14 protein-coding genes are annotated in these 22,081 nt (G+C 67.1%); 2 read left to right on the top strand and 12 right to left on the bottom strand.

Features of this window, described 5'->3' with window-relative positions:
* Positions 1 to 19: 19 nt before the first annotated feature.
* The 6 genes from lysS to AC5P8F_RS10155 form a co-directional block, all read right to left on the bottom strand.
* Positions 20 to 1,531, bottom strand: coding sequence for a lysine--tRNA ligase (lysS, locus tag AC5P8F_RS10130; RefSeq protein WP_495228031.1), 1,512 nt, complete (start codon positions 1,529 to 1,531; stop codon positions 20 to 22).
* A gap of 187 nt (positions 1,532 to 1,718) precedes the next feature.
* Positions 1,719 to 3,359 carry an acetolactate synthase large subunit gene (locus tag AC5P8F_RS10135; protein WP_111206961.1) on the bottom strand — a complete coding sequence of 547 codons (1,641 nt, stop codon included), beginning with the start codon at positions 3,357 to 3,359 and terminating at the stop codon, positions 1,719 to 1,721.
* 62 nt (positions 3,360 to 3,421) lie between these two features.
* Positions 3,422 to 4,807 (bottom strand): NAD-dependent succinate-semialdehyde dehydrogenase, encoded by a 1,386-nt coding sequence (locus AC5P8F_RS10140; RefSeq protein ID WP_111206962.1) that lies wholly within the window; start codon positions 4,805 to 4,807, stop codon positions 3,422 to 3,424.
* A 646-nt stretch (positions 4,808 to 5,453) separates the two neighbouring features.
* Positions 5,454 to 6,236, bottom strand: a complete 783-nt coding sequence (locus tag AC5P8F_RS10145; RefSeq protein WP_021204557.1) for a helix-turn-helix transcriptional regulator — start codon at positions 6,234 to 6,236, stop codon at positions 5,454 to 5,456.
* A 156-nt stretch (positions 6,237 to 6,392) separates the two neighbouring features.
* A protein-coding gene (gene prfB, locus AC5P8F_RS10150) for a peptide chain release factor 2 (RefSeq protein ID WP_014037064.1) occupies positions 6,393 to 7,518 on the bottom strand; the annotation gives its coding sequence in 2 pieces (ribosomal slippage) (positions 6,393 to 7,442 and positions 7,444 to 7,518; 1,125 coding nt in all).
* 70 nt (positions 7,519 to 7,588) lie between these two features.
* A complete protein-coding gene (locus tag AC5P8F_RS10155) occupies positions 7,589 to 8,449 on the bottom strand; it encodes a LytTR family DNA-binding domain-containing protein (RefSeq protein ID WP_032959458.1) in 861 nt (286 codons plus the stop codon).
* A 175-nt stretch (positions 8,450 to 8,624) separates the two neighbouring features.
* Between AC5P8F_RS10155 and AC5P8F_RS10160 the strand changes: the two genes are divergently transcribed.
* Positions 8,625 to 9,824: an acyltransferase family protein gene (locus AC5P8F_RS10160; RefSeq protein ID WP_049418897.1), complete on the top strand. Its 1,200-nt coding sequence runs from the start codon at positions 8,625 to 8,627 to the stop codon at positions 9,822 to 9,824.
* 102 nt (positions 9,825 to 9,926) lie between these two features.
* Here the strand turns inward: AC5P8F_RS10160 and AC5P8F_RS10165 are convergent, their stop codons facing one another.
* Complete coding sequence (locus AC5P8F_RS10165) at positions 9,927 to 12,839, bottom strand: DUF2135 domain-containing protein (protein ID WP_495228033.1); 2,913 nt, start codon at positions 12,837 to 12,839, stop codon at positions 9,927 to 9,929.
* Positions 12,840 to 12,981: 142 nt separating this feature from the next.
* Complete coding sequence (gene recJ / locus AC5P8F_RS10170) at positions 12,982 to 14,739, bottom strand: single-stranded-DNA-specific exonuclease RecJ (protein WP_445978992.1); 1,758 nt, start codon at positions 14,737 to 14,739, stop codon at positions 12,982 to 12,984.
* Positions 14,740 to 14,885: 146 nt separating this feature from the next.
* Between recJ and AC5P8F_RS10175 the strand changes: the two genes are divergently transcribed.
* A complete protein-coding gene (locus AC5P8F_RS10175) occupies positions 14,886 to 15,926 on the top strand; it encodes a DUF1176 domain-containing protein (protein WP_495228037.1) in 1,041 nt (346 codons plus the stop codon).
* Positions 15,927 to 16,068: 142 nt separating this feature from the next.
* Here the strand turns inward: AC5P8F_RS10175 and AC5P8F_RS10180 are convergent, their stop codons facing one another.
* From AC5P8F_RS10180 to carA, 4 genes are all read right to left on the bottom strand, one after another.
* On the bottom strand, positions 16,069 to 16,986 hold the full coding sequence (locus AC5P8F_RS10180; RefSeq protein WP_014646995.1) for a Regulatory protein, RpfE type: 918 nt from the start codon (positions 16,984 to 16,986) through the stop codon (positions 16,069 to 16,071).
* Between the two features lie 4 nt (positions 16,987 to 16,990).
* The gene (gene greA, locus AC5P8F_RS10185) at positions 16,991 to 17,455 is read right to left on the bottom strand and encodes a transcription elongation factor GreA (RefSeq protein ID WP_181453298.1); all 465 of its coding nucleotides are present in this window, start codon (positions 17,453 to 17,455) and stop codon (positions 16,991 to 16,993) included.
* Positions 17,456 to 17,463: 8 nt separating this feature from the next.
* On the bottom strand, positions 17,464 to 20,706 hold the full coding sequence (carB, locus tag AC5P8F_RS10190) for a carbamoyl-phosphate synthase large subunit (protein WP_169411793.1): 3,243 nt from the start codon (positions 20,704 to 20,706) through the stop codon (positions 17,464 to 17,466).
* A 149-nt stretch (positions 20,707 to 20,855) separates the two neighbouring features.
* Complete coding sequence (gene carA / locus AC5P8F_RS10195) at positions 20,856 to 21,983, bottom strand: glutamine-hydrolyzing carbamoyl-phosphate synthase small subunit (RefSeq protein ID WP_014646993.1); 1,128 nt, start codon at positions 21,981 to 21,983, stop codon at positions 20,856 to 20,858.
* Between the last annotated feature and the right edge of the window lie 98 nt (positions 21,984 to 22,081).

The raw sequence follows: 22,081 nt of genomic DNA on the forward strand, positions 1-22,081 counted from the left end.
CGGGAGTCAAAAAGACGACTTACTGCTCCGGACGCATGTACGGGAACAGCAGTACATCGCGGATCGAGCTGCTGCCGGTCAGCAGCATCACCAGGCGATCCACGCCGATGCCGAGGCCGCCGGTCGGTGCCATGCCGTACTCCAGCGCACGGATGTAGTCGGCGTCGTAGTGCATGGCCTCGTCATCGCCACCTTCCTTCGCCGCCACCTGGGCCTGGAAGCGCTGGGCCTGGTCTTCCGGATCGTTCAGCTCGGAGAAGCCGTTGGCCAGCTCCTTGCCGTTGACGAACAGCTCGAAGCGGTCGGTGTAGCCCGGGTCATTGTCGTTGGCACGGGCCAGCGGCGAGACCTCCACCGGATGGTCAGTGATGAAGGTCGGCTGGATCAGGGTGTGCTCAACGGTGGCCTCGAAGATCTCCAGCAGCAGCTTGCCCCAGCCGTAGGACGGCTTGACGCGGATCTTCAGGCGCTCGCAATGACGCAGCAGCGCATCGCGGTCGGTGCAATCGGCGACGGAGATTTCCGGGTTGTGGTGGCGGACTGCCTCGTCCATGCGCCAGCGGCGGAATGCCGGGCCCAGGTCGATCTTCGCGCCGTCCCATTCGACCTCGGTGCCACCGTTGACCGCCTTGGCCACGTCACGGATCACGCCTTCGGTCAGGTCCATGATCTCGTTGTACGTGGCATAGGCCTCGTACAGCTCCATCATGGTGAATTCCGGGTTGTGGCGGGTGCTGACGCCTTCATTGCGGAAGTTGCGGTTGATCTCGTACACGCGCTCAAGGCCACCCACGGTCAGGCGCTTGAGGTACAGCTCCGGCGCCACGCGCAGGTACAGGTCCAGGTCCAGCGCATTGTGGTGGGTGGTGAACGGCTTGGCCGCCGCGCCGCCGGGGATGTAGTGCATCATCGGCGTCTCGACTTCCAGGAAGTCGCGGTTGTCCAGCCACGCGCGCATGGCGCGGATGATCTTCGAGCGCTTGATGAACACCGCGCGCGACTCCGGGGTCACGATCAGGTCGACGTAACGCTGGCGGTAACGCTGCTCGACGTCGGCCAGGCCATGCCACTTGTCCGGCAGCGGGCGCAGCGACTTGGTCAGCAGGCGGATCGATTCGGCCTTGACCGACAGCTCGCCGGTCTTGGTACGGGTCAGGCCGCCTTCGACGGCGATGATGTCGCCCACGTCCCAGCCCTTGAAGGCGGTATAGGCATCGCCCAGCACCGCGCCCTGCAGGAACAGCTGGATGCGGCCGGACTCGTCCTGGATCTGCGCGAAGCTGGCCTTGCCCATGATGCGCTTGGCCATCAGGCGGCCCGCCATCTTCACCTGGCGGCCGTTGCCTTCCAGGGCCTCGGCGGTCCAGGTTTCGGCATCTGCGAATTCTTCCTGCAGGCGGCCGGCGAAGTCCTTGCGACGGAAGTCGTTCGGGTACGCGATGCCCTGCCCACGCAGCGCTTTGAGTTTCTCACGGCGCTCGGCGATCAACTTGTTTTCGTCGACGGGGGGGGTATCGGTAGCTTCGCTCATGGATCTGCGGGAATCGTGTAGTGAGGGGGGATGCAGCGCCCGGCACAGCCGGTTGCCCAGCATACCAAAACCGCCCAGCCCCAGCCCTGGGCCGGGCCCGCCCCGGTAGCCGCCAACCTTGGTTGGCGCCGTGCGTGTCGACCAAGGTCGACACCTACCGGGCGGATCGGCCGGCCCTGCTCCGCCGCTACCTGTTGCCGGGGAACGCCTGGCGCAACTCATCCACCAGCACCCGCTGGTTCTCCGAATAGTCCACCGGCACCGACACCAGGTGCACCCCGCCCTCGTTGAAGGCCGCTTCCAGGGTCGGGATGAACTGCTCGATGGCCGTCACCTCGTGGCCCTTGCAGCCATAGGCCTCGGCGTACTTCACGAAATCGGGGTTGCTGAAGGTCATGCCGTAGTCGGTGAATCCGTCCACGGCCTGCTTCCAGCGGATCATGCCGTAGGCACCGTCGTTGAGGATCAGCACCACCAGGTTCAGGCCCAGCCGGCGGGCCGTCTCCAGCTCCTGGCTGTTCATCATGAAACCGCCGTCGCCGCACACCGCCAGCACCCGCCGCTGCGGATACAGGATCGAGGCCATGATCGCCGACGGCAGGCCCGCGCCCATCGTCGCCAGCGCGTTGTCCAGCAGCAGCGTGTTGGCCACCTGGGTGCGGTAGTTGCGCGCGAACCAGATCTTGTACATGCCGTTGTCCAGCGCCACGATGCCATCCGGCGGCATCACCTGGCGCACGTCGTGCACCAGCCGCTGCGGGGTGAACCCGACCTCTTCGGCCCGGTCGGCCAGGTGTTCGAGGATGGTCGCGCGCAGCGGCAGCAGCGCAGCGGCATTCGGCACCGCGCCCTCGATGCGGTCGGCCAGCTGGGTCAGCGAACGACCGATATCGCCGATCACCTCCACCTGCGGGAAATACACCTGTTCCACCGCCGCCTGCGAGTACCCGATATGGATCACCGTCGGCCCACCCGGGCGCATCACGAATGGCGGCTTCTCGGTGACCTCGTGGCCGATGGTCACGATCACGTCGGCCTGGTCGATCGCCATGTGCACGTAATCGCGCTCGGTCAGCGCCGCGGTGCCCATGTACAGGCCTGAACCACCGGCCACCGCGCCCTTGCCCATCTGCGTGGTGAAGAACGGGATGCCGGCGCGCAGCACGAACGCGGACAGCGCGTCGCTGGACTGCGGCCGCGAGGCCGCCGAAGCGATCATCAGCAGCGGCCGCTTTGCATTGCGGATGAGCTCTGCTGCCCGATCCAGCGCCTCCGGGCTGGCAATGGGACGGTCCACCGCGTGCGGCGGAATCAGCGCCACGCCCTCGACCTCATCGGCAGCAATGTCTTCGGGCAGCTCCAGCAACACCGGGCCCGGGCGCTCTTCCTGGGCGACACGGAACGCCTCGCGGACGATGGTCGGAATGGTGCGTGCCGAGACGATCTGCCGCGCCTGTTTGGTCAGCGGCTTCATCGTGCCGACGATGTCGACGATCTGGAAGCGCGCCTGCTTGCTGGCGACGATGCCCTTCTGGCCGGTGATCATGATCACCGGCCACGCACCCAGCAGCGCATAGGCGGCGCCGGTGGTGAAGTTGAGCGCGCCCGGGCCGAGCGTGGCCAGGCATACGCCCGGCTTGCCGGTCAGGCGGCCGTAAGTGGCCGCCATGAACACCGCCGCCTGTTCGTGGCGGGTGATGACCAGTTCGATGCTGGAATGGCGGAGCGACTCGACCACGTCGAGGTTTTCTTCGCCGGGAATGCCGAAAATGCGCTCGACGCCTTCGTTCTCAAGTGCGGCGACGAGCAGATCTGAACCCTTGGACATCGGATGCCGTCCTTTGTGCTGGACTGATGGTGGATCGTTGCAGGAAGGATGAGAGCCGCGCGTCAATGCTTGTCGAACCACACTGTCTGCGCGTTGACGAATTCACGGATGCCGAAGTGCGAGAGCTCGCGGCCGAAGCCACTCTTCTTCACACCGCCGATCGGCACGCGAGGGTCGGAAGCGGAGAAGCCGTTGACGAACACACCGCCGGTCTGCAGCCGGCGCGCCAGCTGCATGGCCCGCGCGCGGTCACCGGTCCACAGGTTGCCGCTGAGGCCGAACTCGCTCTGGTTGGCCAGTTCCACCGCGTGGTCGGCATCGCGGGCGCGGCTGATCGAGGCCACCGGCCCGAACGTTTCCGTGTCAAAGGCCTGCATGCCCGGCTCCACGTCCGCCAGTACGGTGGGCGCGTAGAACGCGCCCGGGCGATCGAGCTGATGGCCGCCGACGAGCAGCTTCGCGCCTGCGTCCACCGAGGCGCGCACCTGCGCGTCCAACTGTTCCAGCAGGTCCTGGCGTGCCATCGGACCAACGCGATTGCCCGCTTCACGGCCATCACCGATGGTCAGCGCCTGCACTTTCTGGCAGAACTGCGCCACGAAGCGGCCGTACACCGCGTCTTCAACGATGATGCGCTTGCCGGCAATGCAGACCTGCCCGGTGTTCTGGAAGCGCGAGGTCACCGCCGCATCGACGGCCGCATCCAGGTCAGCGTCAGCCAGCACGATGAACGGATCCGAGCCGCCCAGTTCCAGCACCACCTTCTTCAGCGCCTGCCCGGCCTGGGCAGCGATGCTGCGGCCTGCGGCCACGCTGCCGGTCAGGGTGACGGCGGCGATGCGGTCATCGGCGATCGCACGGCTGGTACCCTCGCGGCTGATGTTGGCGGCGATGAAGGTGCCTTCCGGCAGCCCGGCATCACGCCAGGCGGCATCGAGCAGCTGCGCGGTGCCGACGATGTTCTCGGCCGGCTTCAGCAGGAAGCCGTTGCCGCCCATCAGGATCGGTACCGCCGCGCGCATCACCTGCCAGTACGGGAAATTCCACGGCATGATGCCCAGCACCACGCCCAGCGGCAGGTAGGACACGTAAGCCTTGTCGTCGGGCACCTGGGTCGGCTCGTCGCGCAGGAACTGCGCACCGTGGTCGGCGTACCAGTCGCACAGCACGGCACACTTCTCGATCTCGGCCAGTGCTTCGGCCTGGACCTTGCCCATTTCGGCAGTGGCCAGCGCGGCCAGCGTCTCGCGGTCACGGCGCAGTACGCCCGCCATCGCACGCAACACCTGCGCTCGCTGTTCCAGGCTGCGGGCGCTCCAGGCGGCGAAACCGGCCTGACCGCGATCGAGGATCGCTTCCAGCTCGGCATCCGTGGCGAAGGGATGGCTGGCGATCTGCTGGCCGGTGGCCGGATCGCGGGAAATGGCGGTGGTGGGGGCAGCGGACATGCAGGTCTCCTGGTGTCTCGTCGACGGGCGGCGGCCCGTCTCCTGCACAGGAATGTGGACCCGATTGGCGGAGGCAACAAGGCGTCTGCTTATCCTGTGACCTGCACTTACCTGTCTGAATGGGGGCTCTTGCAGGGCTGCGCCCTGCACCCGCAGAGGCAACGGCAACAGCCGAAGCAGCAGCAACAGCGGGCTATCCGTGGGATGGCGAGGTGGGTCCGGTTGCGGGAGACGCCGTAAACCCGTCCTTGGGGGCTTGGCCGCGGCATCCATGCCGCGGACACTCCCGCAACCGGACCCACCCCGCCTTCGACGGTTTTCCGCGATCTGTCGGAAATGCTCTTGGGGTCAGATCCGTTTTCCATAGGAAAACGGATCTGACCCCGGAATTTCTTTCGATATCTGACAGATGTGTCGACCAAGGTCGACACCTACCAACAGCCGCGTGAACCTTTCAAAGGTGGGGCGGTGTCGGAGTGCGGGGTGTCAGCCGCATGGATGCGGCTGCCAAGCCCCCAGGGACGGGTTTACGGCGTCCCCGCACTCCGACACCGCCCCGCCAACCCACGGAATCCAGCTCTAGCTCTGGCTCTGGCTTTGGCCGTTGCATTGAGCAGGTGCAGGGCTGCAAGCCCTGCCGACCAACCTACCTACGCGGCAGGTAAGTGACCAGGGAAAGATCGTGCCGGCTCTCCGGCACCAGCGCCACGTACTGCAGGTCCAGCAGCCCGCGCGTGGGATGGTTCAGCTTCTTCGCACCCTCATCGAACCGGCGCACGTCGTGCTCCGGCCACCACTGGCGGAACTCCTCGCTATGCGCCGCGATGTCCTCCACCAGCGCCAGGAACGGCGCCTTGTCCGGCGCCTGCGCCATCGCCGCACGGAAGCCTGCCAGCAGGCCGCGGGTCATTTCTTCCCAGTTGAGGATCAGCGTGCGGTAGGGCGGGTACAGGAACATCAGCCGCAGCGTGTTGCGCTCATGCGGCGCCAGTTGGCTGTAGTCCACGAACAGATCGGCGATGGCCGGGTTCCAGGCCAGGATGTCGAAGCGGGTGTTGCGCACATAGGCCGGGATCGGCTGCATCGCCTCCACCAGCTGGCGCAAGCCGTCGGTCACGCTCTCGTCCGGTGATTCCAGCGGCACGCCGTAGCCGGACAGCGCGAACGCGTAGGCGCGTTCGTCGTCGCTCATGCGCAGCACCTGCGCCAGGCGCTCCAGCACCTCGGGCGAGGCGCGCACTTCACGGCCCTGCTCGATCCAGGTGTACCAGCTGACGCTCACCCCGATCGCCAGCGCGACTTCCTCGCGCTTCAGGCCCGGGGTACGCCGGCGCCCGGCCGGCAGGCCGAGCGTGGCAGGATCGACACGGGCGCGGCAGGCCTTGAGAAAGCCGCCGAGTTCCTTGCGTTCACTTTCGCTGCGCATCATCGCTACCGCCGTACCCGTTGTAGCGTCGAGCCATGCTCGACGCATCTGCTACTGCGCCAACAGCAGCCGAGCATGGGCTCGGCCCCACATCGGAAGCGTGATCAGCCACCCTCGGCGTTGCGCACGAGGGTGACGATATCCGCGCAGGCGCGCCGATCAGGCATCGACGCGCTTGGAGCCCACGGCCAGGCCGGCCTTCAGGCTGGCCTCGACGAACTCGTCCAGGTCGCCGTCCAGCACCTTCTGCGTGTCCGACCGTTCGATGCCGGTGCGCAGGTCCTTGATGCGGCTCTGGTCGAGCACGTAGTTGCGGATCTGGCTGCCCCAGCCGATGTCGGACTTGGTGGCTTCCACCGCGTCCTTCTCGGCATTGCGCTTCTGGATCTCCAGTTCATACAGCTTGGCGGCCAGCATCTTCATCGCGTTGTCGCGGTTCTGGTGCTGGCTGCGGCCGGTCTGGCAGGCCACGACGATGTTGGTCGGGATGTGGGTGATACGCACCGCCGACTCGGTCTTGTTCACGTGCTGGCCACCGGCACCGGACGAACGGTACACGTCAGTACGCAGGTCGGCCGGGTTGATGGTGATGTCGATGTTGTCGTCGATTTCCGGCGACACGAACACCGAGGTGAAGCTGGTGTGGCGGCGGTTGTCCGAGTCGAACGGCGACTTGCGCACCAGGCGGTGCACGCCGGTCTCGGTCTTCAGCCAGCCATAGGCATAGTCGCCTTCCACGCGCAGCGTGGCCGACTTGATGCCGGCAACGTCGCCACCGGACACTTCCATCAGTTCGGTCTTCCAGCCGCGCGACTCGCACCAGCGCAGGTACATGCGCAGCAGGATCTCGGCCCAGTCCTGGGCTTCGGTGCCGCCGGCACCGGCCTGGATGTCGACGAACGCCGCCGCATTGTCCATCTCGCCGGAGAACATGCGCTGGAACTCCAGCTTCTCCACGTGGGCCTGGTGCTTGTCCAGGTCGGCGACCACGGCCAGGGCGGTGTCCTCGTCCTGCTCGGACTCGGCCAGCTCCAGCAGCTCGGTGGCATCGTTCAGGCCATCGAGCACCGAGGCGATGCCGCCCACGGTCTTTTCCAGGCTGGAACGTTCGCGGCCCAGGTTCTGGGCGTACTCGGCGTTGTTCCAGACGTCGGGGCTTTCCAGCTCCCGCGTTACTTCTTCAAGACGCTCTTTCTTGGCGTCGTAGTCAAAGATACCCCCGAAGCGACAGCACGCGATCGGTCAGATCGGTGATGCGCTGGCGGACAGGATTCAGTTCGATCATGTCGGCGGTTATGCATTCAAAAAATGACTGGTAATGATACCGCAGGCTGCGGGTGCCCGGAATGAGGGCCTCACCCTGCCCCCAGCGCCTGCCGCAGCAGCGGCAGCTGGCGCCGGCTGCACGGCACTTTCGCCCCGTCGGCCATGTGCAGCAGGGCCTCGCCACCGTCCAGCGGCTCGATCGAGCGCAGCTGGCCCCGATGGATCAGCCAGCTGCGGTGCGGGCGCAGGAACTCGCCCGGGTCGAGCCGCTGCTCCAGCACCGCCATGGTGATCCGCAGCGGATAGTCGTGGCCGCGTACCCGCAGGTTCACATAGTTCCCCGCGGCCTGGGCATACTCCACGTCCGCCGTGGCGACCAGGAACTCCTTGCCCAGCTTGCGCACCAGGAAGTGCTGGGGGCGCTCGACCGGCTCCACCGGCGGGCCGACGTCCGGCTCGGCCAGCAGGCTCGCCTCGCCCTGCCTGCGCCGGCCGAACCAGCTGGCAAAGTGCTCCAGTGCCACGAACATCGCAAACGTGCGTACATCCTTCAGGTATTCGTAGGCAAAACGCTCCAGCCAGCCGGCATCATCCTGGTAGCGATGGCCCAGCGACCCGTAGGCCAGGTGCCGCAGCAGCACCATCCCCACCACGTGCAGCAGCGACCAGCCGACGCTGGCCAGCAGATACAGCGGCAATCGCCGCTTCCAGGTATCGGCATGCAGCGGCCAGCGCTCGCAGCCCCACCACAGCAGCGGCAGGGTCAACAGGACCAGGCCGAGGCTGCTGAACTCCCAGATCATCGGCTCCCACAGCCCGAGATCGGCGCCGCGGCGACTGGCGTCCATCACTTCCACCAGCGCATTGGTCACTGCCGAGGCCGACAGGATCGCCGCCCATACCAGCAGCCGGGTTGAAGTACGCCAGCGCGATGGTCGGCCCTGAGTCATTGCTGCATCCATGTCGTTGCGGTGCTCCAGCCTGCCTCAAGGGACAAAGGGTAGCGGCTCCATTGATCCCACCACCCCCGCCATTGGTCACTGCGTCGGTTCCAGCGGCCCCTTGCCAGTCGCCGCACGGACCGGGCGGCGTCACCTTGGCTCGACTCTCCGGCACACCACCACCATGACCCGACGCTACGACATCGACGCCCTGCGCGTGTTCGCCTTCGCCCTGCTGATCCTCTACCACACCGCCATGGCCTACGTGGACGACTGGGGCTTTCACCTCAAGAGCGTGCATACCGCCGAATGGCTGCAGTGGCCGATGCTGTTCGTCAACCGCTGGCGGATGTCGCTGCTGTTCCTGATCTCGGGTATCGCCATCGCGCTGATGCGGCCGGAAGGCAGGTTGCTGCGCTTCGCCGGCCTGCGCACCTGGCGGCTGCTGCTGCCGCTGCTGTTCGGCATGTTCGTGATCGTGCCGATCCAGCCCTATTGCGAAGGCGTGGCCAACGGCCACGTGGCACCCGGCTTCGGCCAGTTCCTGCTGCGCTACTGGCAGGTGCGACCGTGGCCGGAAGGCAGCTTCGCCGGCTGGCAGTACGGCATCACCTGGAACCACCTGTGGTACCTGGCCTATCTGTGGAACTACACGCTGGCCTTGGCCCTGTTGATGCCATTGCTGGGAACGGCGGTGGTTCGCCGCGCGATGGCGCTCTGCGCAGCATCGCCGATGCTGCTGATCGGCCTTCCGTCCGCCCTGCTGCTGGCCTGGGTGATCTGGCTGGAGCCGATCTACCCGTCCACCAATGCCCTGCTCGGCGACTGGTACCAGCACGCGAAGTACGCGACGGTGTTCCTGGCCGGCTACCTGCTGGGTCGTGAACCGGTGTTCTGGGAGCGCGTGGTCGCCCTGCGCCGCACCACGCTATGGCTGGCGCTGGCTGCCGTCGGCTGGTATCTGGGGTTGCGCATCCTCGGCCAGGTATTGCCCGCCGATTCCCCGCTGCGGCAATGGCCCGAACCGTTCTGGGACCTGCAGGGCCGGGCCAGCCAGTCGCTTTACGTATGGACCGCGCTGCTGGCCATCCTCGGCTGGGGAAAGGTCTTCCTCGATCGCCCGTTCCGCTGGCTGCCGTACTGCACCGAGGCGATCTATCCCTGGTACATGCTGCACCAGAGCCTGATCATCGTGCTGCTGTTCTGGCTCAAGCCACTTCAGTTGGGCCCGTGGATGGAACCGGCCCTGCTGCTGGCCGGTACTGTCGGCGGCTGCCTGCTGATCCATGAGTTGCTGATCCGTCGCGTGCGTTGGCTGCGGCCCCTGTTCGGCCTGCGTGCGAATCCGCCGGCGGCGCCAATGGCGCGCACCGCAGTAGTGTAGAGCCGAGCCCACGCTCGGCTGCTTCTGCCATGAGCCGAGCGCAGGCTCGGCTCTACATTGAGGCAGTCGAGCCAGCTCGACTCTACACGGGTGCCCGAGCGATCAACGCACCTCGAACTCGCCCACCAGCACGGTTTCGGCGCGATCCTTCAGCCGCATCGTCACCATCTGGTCCTTCTGCTTGGCCGTGCCCCAATGGGTGGTCAGGCGCAGCATCAGCGTCGTCGCACCGGTCACCAGCTGCTGGCGACTGCCGAAATAGTTCGCCTCGACCTTGTACTTGCCCGGCTTGGCGTTGCGCAGCGAGAACTGCTCGGGGCCATAGCCGCCGGTGAAGTCCTGCGACATCCGCCCGCCCTGGTAGGTCTGGCGGTTGCCGTAGTAGGCACGCTCGCCGTTCGGGTCGGTCACCCACAGGTCCATGTCGCTGTTGTCGGCATCCCAGGACAGCACCACGCGCAGGTCCAGCGGCATTGCCTGCAGCAGGCGCGGGTCGATGGCCGAGGTATCCAGCCGTGGCGTGCTGCGCGCCACCAGGTTGGTCAGCTCATCCAATGCGATCAGGGCGATGCCATCGAAGCGGCTGTCCCACGGCCGCACCACCACCTGGTACAGCGGCGCCAGCGCCTGCTGCGGCTTGCCGGCCGCTGCCAGCGCCAGGCCCAGGTCGCGGAAGCTCTGCGGTTCTTCCTGGCCCATCGCCAGCACCTGCTCGAACACCGGCACCGCCAGTGCCGGGGCATCAGCCTGCATCAGCCGGTAGCCGAGCACGCGCAGCAGATGCCGGTTGTCCAGATCCATCTCGGCCAGGTTCGACAGTACCCGCAGTGCCAGTTCGCGCTGGCCCTGCTCCAGCAGCAGGTCGGCCACATCGAGGAAGAACGCGCTGCTGTCGGCGTGGGCATCGCGCTCGGCCAGATAGCGGTCGTAGAGTTGCGACGGCGGGCCCTCGCGCAGGCGCCGGGCGATGGCCGAGTCCGGCTGCCAGGCCGCCAGCTGGATGCCGAGTTGGCCGTCGTTGGCAGCAGCGGGCGCAGCGACACGGCCACCAGTGACCGTGATTGAATCCAGGGCCTTGTTCGATGCAGGCGCTGAGCGACGCGCACGCGCGCTGCTGGCTTCCATGCGCTGCTCGGCGGCGGCGGCCATCGGTGCCGGGGCGGGTGGTGCCGCCGGGGCCGGCGCGGCGAGCATCGCCACCGGCGCTGATTCCATCGCGTAGTCCGCGGAGGCCACTTCGAGTGCCCCGCCCTTCGGCTGCGGCGGCACACCCTTCGGCCAGCTGCGGTTCCACCACTGCTGGCGCTCCTTCCAGCGAGCGGCCACTTCATCCAGGCGCTGGCGATCGGCTGCGGCGCGATCACTTACCTGCACTGCAAACCTGGCGTCGTACTCGGCGCGCAACGTGCCCGAAGGGCGGATCGCATAGCGCAGGTAGTCCTCCAGCGTCTCCAGCACGATCAGCGAGGTATCCGGCCCGACCAGGCCGAACTGTTGTGACAGGCGCTGCATCGCCTCGCGGTTGCCACGGCGATCGGCGGCCAGCTGCTGCAGGCGCGCCTGCGCCCACAAGCCCGCCAGCAGTTCTCCGTCGTTGCTCTTCTGCGTGGCGGGCAGCGCCTGCCATTCGCCGCCACCCACGCGCACCCGCATCGGCACACCGTCGGCCGCCAGTCGTGCATGCAGCCACAACCAGCCCTGGGCTTCACTGCGACGATCGATCACCACGTCCTGCACGCCGCGCCCTGCATCGACCTGCACATCCAGCGGCGACGACAGCAGCTCACGGGCGGCCAATTCGACATCCTTGCCCAGCGCAACGAAGCGGCCGCCATGCGCTTCGCTCCAACCACGCAGCCGCACCGCATCGGTGCGCGCGCCGGCGCTGCTGATCGCAAACAAGCGCTGATCCGGCGCCATCGCCGGCAGCTGTCCCGGCCCATAGGTCAGCAGGCCATCGCTGACCAGCAGGTATTCCTTCACGCCCGGCTGCGGCTGCCACTGCGCCAGTGCGCTGGCGCCGTCCGGACGCACGGCCTGCAGTGCTGCGCGCAGCTCGTTCCAGTTGCCGGCGCGGATGCGGAATCGACGCACCGGCTCGGCGCGATCGCGCAGCACGGTCAAGGCCACGGTGCCGTCACCCATCGCAGCGAAGTAGCGATCCAGCAGGGCGAACTCCCGTGAGCGATCGCGCTGTCCCGCCGATCCGGAGCCGTCCCACAGCAGGCCGATCTCGCTGGGCAGCGTGCGCGGCTTACTGCTGGCCGCCACCGGCAGTTGTGCCAGCAGGTAGTGCCCATCCTGCCAGTGCGCCACCTGGACCTGCGCCTGACGTGCTGCCGGCAGGTTCCACTGCAGCTGCTGCGGCAACTGCGCGCCCTTGCCCTGCCACAGCAGTTGGCCCGCGCTGATGCGGAAGGGTGCCGTACCTGCAGTGGTCGCGCCGGGTGTCTGCAGTTTCAGTTCAACCGAGGCCGCGCCGGCGGCGAACTGCAGCGGCAGCGTCCACTGCCAACCTTGGCCGGCGAAGGCCAACGGCTCGCGAATCACCAGCTCCACGCGCCGGCTGCCACCAGCCGGCAGCGGGTAGATGCGCAGCCGGAACTGGTTGCCGGCGGTCTGTTCCAGCAGGCCCGGGTCGACCCCGCGACGGGCGATCTCCTCGAACACCTGGCGGCCGCGATCCTTGGGCACCGGCACCGCGTCACGCATCTCGCCGTTGATATCCAGCGCGAAGCCGCTGATCTGCTGACCGTCGGCCAGCGGGAACTGCAGCTCGCCCTCCAGCACGCGCCGGTTCGGGTTGTGGAATTCCAGTGTGATCCGGGTCTGGGCGATGCCGGCCTGGACTTCGCCTTCGATGCGGGCGTGTCGCAGCTGCACCGCCTGCTCGGCGGCCGGGGCAATCAGCAAAGGCATGCTGGCCTGCGGCCGGGAGATCGGCGGCGACTGCGCGCCAGCGGGCCAGGCCGCGAGGGCCAGCAACAACACAGTGCAGCAACGGACGAAGACCATGAGCGGACTCCAGTGGGATCGTGAACCTTTGAACGCACCAGCAACCGTAATGGGGTTGGCGCCCCCAAAAAGGGGACGGAGGGGATTAAGTCGCAATTGGCAAACGAGGCACAAGCGACTTAATCCCCTCCGTCCCCTTTTTCTATGCGGGCAGGCAGTGCTCCACGATCAGCTGGATGGCGCTGCCGCCGCGATAGTCGTCGCAGGCGAGGCGATAGGCGAGATGCACATGGCGACCGGGCGCGTTGCCGTGCCAGCCGCCGAAATGGATGGCGTTGATCGTGCCGGGCACGCCGGGCAGGCGCAGTTCCAGCTTCAGGTGACGCTCCTTCAGCACGCGCCAGTTGGCCACTTCGAAGTGGCCGTCGAACAGCGGCTCGGGGAAGCCCTGGCCCCATGGGCCTGCCAGACGCAGCGCATCGGCATGGCGATGATCGAGTTCGTTGGCGGCCAGCTCACCGTCGCTGAGGACCTGCTGCTGCAGTGCCGCCGGGTCGAGCATTTCCAGCACCACGGCGACGAAGGCGGCCTTGAAGTCGTCGACGTGGTCACGCCGCAGGCTGAGCCCGGCCGCCATGGCGTGGCCGCCGAAGCGTTCGATCAGGCCCGGATGGCGCGCATCGACCAGCGCAAGGGCGTCACGGATGTGCAGGCCGGGAATGGAGCGCGCCGAGCCTCGCAGGGTGTCGGCGCCAGGTTCGGCCGGCGCGAAGGCGATCACCGGGCGATGCAGGCGGTCCTTCATCTTCGACGCGACCAGGCCGACCACGCCCGGATGCCAGTCGGCATCGAACAGGCAGGCCGCCACCGGTCGCTGACCGGCCATGTCCAGCACCACCCGGGTCAACGCCTGCTCGGCATCGTCGGTCATCGACTGCTGCACGGCGCGCCGTTCCGAATTGATCTGCTCCAGCGTCTGCGCGATCTCGCGCGCCTGGCGCGGGTCTTCGGTCAGCAGCAGCGCGATGCCCAGCGCCATGTCTTCCAGCCGGCCCGCGGCATTCAGGCGCGGGCCGAGCGCGAAGCCGATGTCGGTGGCTGTGAGCCGCGCGGCATCACGGCCGCTGGCTTCGATCAGCGCACGCAGGCCGACACAGCCCTGCCCCGCGCGCAGACGCCGCAGGCCCGCGCTGACCAGTGCCCGGTTGTTCGGATCCAGCGCCACCAGGTCGGCGACGGTGCCGACCGCCACCAGGTCCAGCAGCGTGGTCAGGTCCGGCCCCTTGCCATCGGCGAAGACGCCGGCCTCGCGCATGTGCCGGCGCAGCGCCATCAGCACGTAGAAGATCACGCCGACGCCGGCCAGCGACTTGCTGGGGAAGGCATCACCGTCGAGATTGGGATCGACGATGACATCGGCCGGCGGCAGCTGCGGCCCGGGTAGGTGATGGTCGGTGACCAGCACCTGCCAGCCCCGCGCCTTGGCCGCGATCACGCCCGCATGGCAGGCGATGCCGTGGTCGACCGTGACCAGCAGGTCCGGCTGCAGCTCGGCCAGCTCCTCCACCAGTGAGGGTGACAGGCCGTAGCCGTGCACCATTCGGTTCGGCACCGCGTGGAAGACATGCTGCGCGCCGAGCATGCGCAGGCCACGCACGCCGACCGCACAGGCGGTGGCGCCATCGCAATCGAAATCGCCGACCACCAGGATGCGCTTGTCATTGGCGATGGCCTCGATCAGCAGACCCACCGCATCATCGATGCCGGTCAGCAGCTCGGGGGCGTGCAGATGGCCCAGTCTCGGCTGCGCCAACTCCGGTGTACCGGCGCCCCGGTTGGCATAGAGACGCGCCAGCAGCGGCAGCGTGCCCTCCGGCCAGCTGCCGGGCGCGACCGCATCGCGGCGGCGGATCGTCGGCGTATCAGGGAATGGCTGCACAGCATCGGCGGCAAGGGACATCGGCATCGCCGGGTTGCGGAAGACATCCCCATGATAGCGCGGGGTCGGATCTCTCTGCCCGCAGGAGGCTCCCCCCCTGATCGCGAGCATTTGGAATCTGCCAGCATATCTTCCATGCTTGTCGGCCCTGAAATGGACTTCAACGCATGCATCGCACGCTGCTTCCCGCGCTGCTGGGCCTCGCCCTGGCCCCGGCCGCCCACGCCGCCACGCCCGAACCGAAGGCCGGCGTGCAGTTCCAGCACAACGACTGGTCGCTGGCCTGTGACAACACCCGCACCTGCCGCGCCGCCGGCTACAGCCCGGAAGAACCCGGCAATCTGCTCAGCCTGATGCTGGAACGCGCGGGCGGCCCGGGTACGAAGGTGCTCGCGCGGCTGCGCAATGGCGAGGATGGCGAAAGCCCGACGCCGACCGGGGCGCTGCGCCTGCGCCTGAACGGCAAGGACCTGGGCCCGGTGCACGACACCGGCGACGGGGACAACGTGTTGTTGCAGCAGGCACAGACCGATGCACTGGTCGCCGCACTGCCGCGCCAGGCACGCATCGAGATCATCGACGACAAGGGCAAGGCGTGGCCGATCTCCGACAGCGGCGCAGCGGCCGTACTGCTGAAGATGGACGAGGCCCAGGGCCGGCTGGGCACGCCCGGTGCGCTGGTGCGGCGTGGCGACAAGCCCGAAGCGAGCGTGCCTGCGGCGTTGCCGGTGCCAGTGATCGTGCGCGGCACGCTGATGGCACCGCGCGCCTCGGACGCGGCGCTGGCCAAGGCACCGGGCCTGCACAAGGCGCTGATCGCCAGCCTGCCGAAGCCGGATGAGTGCGGCCGCCTGAGCGATGGCGGGACAGATGAGATCGAGATCCAGCGACTGGACGCCCAGCATGTACTGGCAAGCACCAGTTGCTTCGTGGGTGCCTACAACATGAGCAACGCCTACTGGGTGGTGCGAGACAAATCGCCTTACCAGGCGACCTTTGTCACCAACCTGGCCGAAGATTTTGACCGCGATGACGCTACGCTGCGAGGCCGCTCCCGAGGCCGCGGTGTCGGCGATTGCATCTCCGCCAATGACTGGGTGTGGGACGGGGAGCGCTTCGTGAAGAGCAGCGATTTCACGACGGGCCAGTGTCGCAATATGCTCGGCGGGCACTGGACACTGCCGACGGTGGTCAGCGAGGTCCGTTGAGGCGCCGCTACCTGCGGTAGTGCCGGCCGCTGGTCGGCAACCCCGACAAACCCTGGGGGTCAGAGCCGTTTTCCGACGGAAAACGGATCCGACCCCGATCGGTCGATGGAAAACGGATCCGACCCCGATCGGTCGACCCCGATCAATCGTGAAGCTGGCGCGGCTTCTTCCAGAACTGCCAGCGCTGGCCGCGGTCCAGCTGGAACTGCAGGCCGTCCTCGAAATCCAGCACCAGCCGCTGCAGCTCGCCACGCTTCAGCGCGGCCAGCAGCGGCCGGATTGCATCATTGCCGAGCTGCTGCAGCGAACGCAGCTGGCGCAGGTCGACCAGTGCATCCACCGCCTGTTCGCCATCGACGGCTACGCCAGCCGCCAGGGCCAGGCCCTGCAGCAGGGCATCGCGGCTGCGCACCTGTGCGTGCGGCGTGCTGACCGACACCGGCATCACGCCACCGCCCCAGAACCACAGCGAATTGATCGGCTGTTGTCCCTGAGCGGCGCGCTGCTGGTTCCAGGAATGGTTGTGCAGCAGTACCTGCGCTTCGGTCATCAGCGCCCGCCAGCGACGGCCGCCCTCGCCCTCCGGCAGATGCGAGAACAGGTCATCGCCCAGCACCTCGTCCGGACTATTGAAGTCCGGCAGCACCAGGTCGATTGGAAGCCGCAGGTACCAGCGCGACGGGTCCGGTGCGTCAAGCACGAACCCGGCATCGGCAAACAAGGGCTGCAGCACCGGCAGCAGGGCCAGGCTGTCGGCCAGCGTCGGCCGCAGGGTTTCGCCGTAGGCCATCATCCGCGCGCCATGCATGTCCGGCACCATGCAGGCCGGATCGGCACGCAGCCAGCTGGCGCCGGCCGCATCGCCGACGTCGCGCTGGCGGGTCAACGCGGCCACCGGCCAGTGCGGCGCGGCAACCGCGAAATGGCGCGTCAGCTGCGCGCGTTCGCCAGGCGCGACCTGCACGGTCGTGGCACGGCCGAGCGCACGTGCCACATCGTCCGGCAACGCAGCCGCGGCAAAGCGGCTGCGGGCCGGCAACAGCAGGGTCGCCGTTGCCACCGTGTCAGTCCACGTAGCTGACGCTGACGATCTCGTACTCGCGCTGGCCGGCCGGGGCGTCGATCACGATCGAATCGCCTTCCAGCTTGCCGATCATCGCGCGCGCCACCGGCGAGGAAATCGCGATCAGGCCCTGCTTGATGTCCGCTTCCAGGTCACCGACGATCTGGTACTTCTTCTCTTCGTCGGTTTCCACGTCGGCCAGCGTCACGCTGGCGCCGAACACCACCTTGGAGCCGGCGTTGAGCTTGCTCACGTCGATGATCTCGGCGTGCGACAGCTCGCCTTCCAGCTGCTTGATGCGGCCTTCGATGAAGCCCTGTTCCTCGCGCGCGGCGTGGTACTCGGCGTTCTCCTTCAGGTCGCCATGCTCACGCGCTTCGGCGATGGCGGCGATCACCTTCGGGCGCTTGACCGACTTCAGGTGATCCAGTTCGTCGCGCAGCTTCTGCGCGCCCTTCATGGTGATGGGGGCTCTCATGCATTCAACTCCTTGTGCAGCTCCTGCAGCGACCAGACGGGACCGGTACCGCGGAATTCCAGTGAATCCACCAGCGCCTTGGCGCCGGCAATGGTGGTCGAGTAGGTGACGCGATGCTGCAGCGCCTCGCGACGGATCGAGAACGAGTCGTTGATCGCCGAACGACCTTCGGTCGTGTTGACGATGTAGACGATCTCGCCGTTCTTGATCGAGTCGACGATGTGCGGACGGCCTTCGACCACCTTGTTGATGATCTCGCAGTCCATGCCGTGCTGCTGCAGCCAGGCGGCGGTGCCACGGGTAGCGACCAGGCTGTAGCCACGCGCCAGCAGCGCCTTGGCCACCGGCAGCACGCGCTTCTTGTCCGGATCACGCACCGAGACGAAGGCCTTGCCAACCGGCGGGGCCTTGATGCCGCCGGCTTCCTGCGCCCGCGCGAAGGCGGCGTTGAAGGTGCGGCCCACGCCCATCACCTCACCGGTGGAGCGCATCTCCGGCCCGAGGATCGGGTCGACGCCCTGGAACTTGGCGAACGGGAAGATCGCTTCCTTCACCGAGTAGTAGTCCGGCACGATTTCCTTGGTCGCGCCCTGCTCGGCCAGCGTCTTGCCGGCCATGCAGCGGGCGGCGATCTTGGCCAGCGGCATGCCGGTGGCCTTGGACACGAACGGCACGGTGCGCGAGGCACGCGGGTTCACTTCCAGCAGGTAGATGGTGTCGGCACCCTCGTCGCTGGTCTGGATCGCGAACTGGGTGTTCATCAGGCCGACCACGTTCAGGGCCTTGGCCAGCTCCACCACCTGGCGGCGCAGCTCGGCCTGGGTTTCAGCCGACAGCGAGTACGGCGGCAGCGAGCACGAGGAATCGCCCGAGTGCACGCCGGCTTCTTCGATGTGCTCCATCACGCCACCGATCAGGACGTTGCCCTGGGCATCGGCAATGATGTCGACGTCGCACTCCACGGCGTTGTCGAGGAAGCGGTCCAGCAGCACCGGCGAATCGTTGGACACCTTCACCGCGTCGCGCACGTAGCGGGCCAGGTCGGCTTCGCCGTAGACGATTTCCATCGCACGGCCGCCCAGCACGTAGCTCGGGCGCACCACCAGCGGGTAGCCGATCTCGCGGGCCAGCAACAGGGCTTCCTGGTCGTTGCGGGCGATGCGGTTCGGCGGCTGCTTCAGGCGCAGCTTGTCGACCAGCTGCTGGAAGCGCTCGCGGTCTTCGGCCAGGTCGATCGAGTCCGGGCTGGTGCCGATCACCGGCACGCCATTGGCTTCCAGCGCGCGCGCCAGCTTCAGCGGGGTCTGGCCGCCGTACTGCACGATCACGCCCTTCGGCTGTTCCAGTTCGACGATCTCCAGCACGTCTTCCAGGGTCAGCGGTTCGAAGTACAGGCGGTCGGAGGTGTCGTAGTCGGTCGACACGGTTTCCGGGTTGCAGTTGACCATGATGGTTTCATAGCCATCCTCGCGCAGCGCCAGTGCCGCGTGCACGCAGCAGTAGTCGAACTCGATGCCCTGGCCGATGCGGTTCGGGCCACCGCCCAGGATCATGATCTTGTCGCGGTTGCTCGGCGCGGCCTCGCACTCGTCCTCGTAGGTCGAGTACAGGTAGGCGGTGCCGGTGGAGAATTCACCGGCGCAGGAGTCCACGCGCTTGTAGACCGGGCGCACCTTGTGCGCACGACGCAGCGCGCGGATGGCGGCTTCATTGGTGCCGGTCAGCTGCGCCAGGCGCGCATCGGAGAAGCCAGCACGCTTCAGCTTGCGCAGGCGTGCGGCGTCCAGCGCGTCGATGCCACCGGCCGCGACTTCGCCTTCTGCAGCGATGATTTCCTCGATCTGGTCCAGGAACCAGTGGTCGATGAACGACAGTGCGTAGATCTCTTCCACGCTCATGCCGGCGCGGAACGCATCGGCGACGAAGAACAGGCGCTCCGGGCCCGGCGCCTTCAGCTCGCGACGCAGGGTCTGCAGGTCGTCTTCGTTGGCCAGGTCCAGGCCGGTCGGGTCGAAGCCGACCTTGCCGGTTTCCAGGCCACGCAGGGCCTTCTGCACCGACTCCTGGAAGGTGCGGCCCATCGCCATCACCTCACCCACCGACTTCATCTGGGTGGTCAGGCGGGCGTCGGCGGCCGGGAACTTCTCGAAGGCGAAGCGCGGGATCTTGGTGACGACGTAATCGATGGACGGCTCGAACGAGGCCGGGGTCAGGCCGCCGGTGATCTCGTTCTTCAGTTCGTCCAGGGTGTAACCCACGGCGAGCTTGGCGGCGACCTTGGCGATCGGGAAGCCGGTGGCCTTGGAGGCCAGCGCCGAGGAACGTGACACGCGCGGATTCATCTCGATGACGACCACGCGGCCGGTCTTCGGGTTGATGCCGAATTGCACGTTCGAGCCACCGGTATCTACGCCGATCTTGCGCAGCACGGCGATGGAGGCATCGCGCAGGCGCTGGTACTCCTTGTCCGTCAGGGTCTGCGCCGGCGCCACGGTGATCGAGTCACCGGTGTGCACGCCCATCGGGTCCAGGTTTTCGATCGAGCAGACGATGATGCAGTTGTCCGCAGTGTCGCGGACCACTTCCATCTCGAACTCCTTCCAGCCCAGCACCGACTCTTCCACCAGCACCTCGGTGGTCGGCGACAGTTCCAGGCCGCGGCTGACGATCTCGACCAGCTCTTCGCGGTTGTAGGCAATGCCGCCACCGCTGCCGCCCAGGGTGAAGCTGGGGCGGATGATGGTCGGGTAGCCGACGCGGGTCTGGATCTCCAGCGCTTCGTCCAGGGTGTGGGCGACGGCGGCGGTCGGGCATTCCAGGCCGATCTCACCCATGGCCACGCGGAACAGCTCGCGGTCTTCGGCCATGCGGATCGCTTCGCGCTTGGCGCCGATCAGTTCGACGTTGTACTTCTCCAGCACGCCGTTGTCGGCCAGGTCCAGCGCGCAGTTCAGCGCGGTCTGGCCACCCATGGTCGGCAGCAGCGCATCGGGCTTTTCCTTGGCGATGATCTTCTCGACCGTCTGCCAGTTGATCGGCTCGATGTAGACGGCGTCGGCCATCTCCGGGTCGGTCATGATCGTGGCCGGGTTGCTGTTGACCAGCACCACGCGGTAACCCTCGTCACGCAGGGCCTTGCAGGCCTGGGCGCCGGAGTAGTCGAACTCGCAGGCCTGGCCGATGACGATCGGGCCAGCACCGATGATGAGGATGGTCTTGAGGTCAGTGCGCTTGGGCATTTTCTTCTCTAAGTCAGTACAGCGTGACAAGGGGGAGTGATCGCACGCTGTCGATCAGGAATCTTGATCCGCAGAGCCGCGCCGGGGGCAGCAGCGATGCGGGGTTTACGGTCCATCGCGACGCCACCGGGGGGCCGGCGGCGTACTGATCACGCCTTGGCCTGCTCCATCAGCACCACGAAGCGGTCGAACAGCGGACCGACATCGGTCGGGCCCGGCGACGCTTCCGGGTGGCCCTGGAACGAGAACGCCGGCACGTCGGTGCGGGCGACACCCTGATTGGTCCCGTCGAACAACGAGCGGTGGGTCACGCGCAGGGTCGGCGGCAGGGTCGCTTCATCGATCGCGAAGCCGTGGTTCTGCGAGGTGATCATCACCCGGCCGCTGTCCAGGTCCTGCACCGGGTGATTGGCACCGTGGTGGCCATGGCCCATCTTCATGGTCTGCGCGCCCGAGGCCAGGCCCAGCAGCTGGTGGCCCAGGCAGATGCCGAAGGTCGGGATCTTCACATCGATGAAGGTCTTGATCGCTTCGATGGCGTAGTCACACGGCTCCGGGTCACCCGGGCCGTTGGACAGGAACACGCCGTCCGGCTTCAGGGCCAGCACTTCGGCGGCCGGGGTCTGCGCCGGTACCACGGTCACTTCGCAGCCACGCTCGGCCAGCATGCGCAGGATGTTGGTCTTCACGCCGAAGTCGTAGGCCACGACCTTGAACCGGGCCGGCACGCTGACGAAAGCGTTGGCATCCAGGTCCAGCTGGCCCTCGGTCCAGGTGTAGGTCTTCTCGGTAGTGACGACCTTGGCCAGATCCATGCCCTTCAGCCCCGGGAACTTGCGGGCGGCTTCCAGTGCCTTTTCCACGTCGATGTCGCCGGCCATCAGCGCACCGTTCTGCGCGCCCTTCTCGCGCAGGATGCGGGTCAGCTTGCGGGTGTCGATGCCGGCGATGGCGACCACGCCACGCTGGATCAGCCAGTCCTGCAGCGACACCTGGCTGCGCCAGTTGCTGGGGCGGCGCGGAACGTCGCGCACGATCAGGCCGGCCGACCACACCTTGGACGCTTCGTTGTCCTGGTCGGTCATGCCGGTGTTACCGATATGCGGATAGGTCAGCGTGACCATCTGCCGGGCGTAGGACGGGTCGGTCAGCACTTCCTGGTAGCCGGTCATGGCGGTGTTGAACACCACCTCACCGACGGACAGGCCGGGCGCGCCTACGGATTCGCCCTCGAATACGGTGCCGTCTTCGAGGACGAGGATTGCGGCTTGGGTCACGGGAATCTCACTTTGGCTACCGAGGGGGCTGCCGAAGTCACGCCTGCGCTTCACGGAAATCCGGTTGCAAAAAAGCGCGGACGTACGGTCTGGGACCG

It is taken from the genome of Stenotrophomonas sp. YJH_SMC_69, assembly GCF_059370495.1.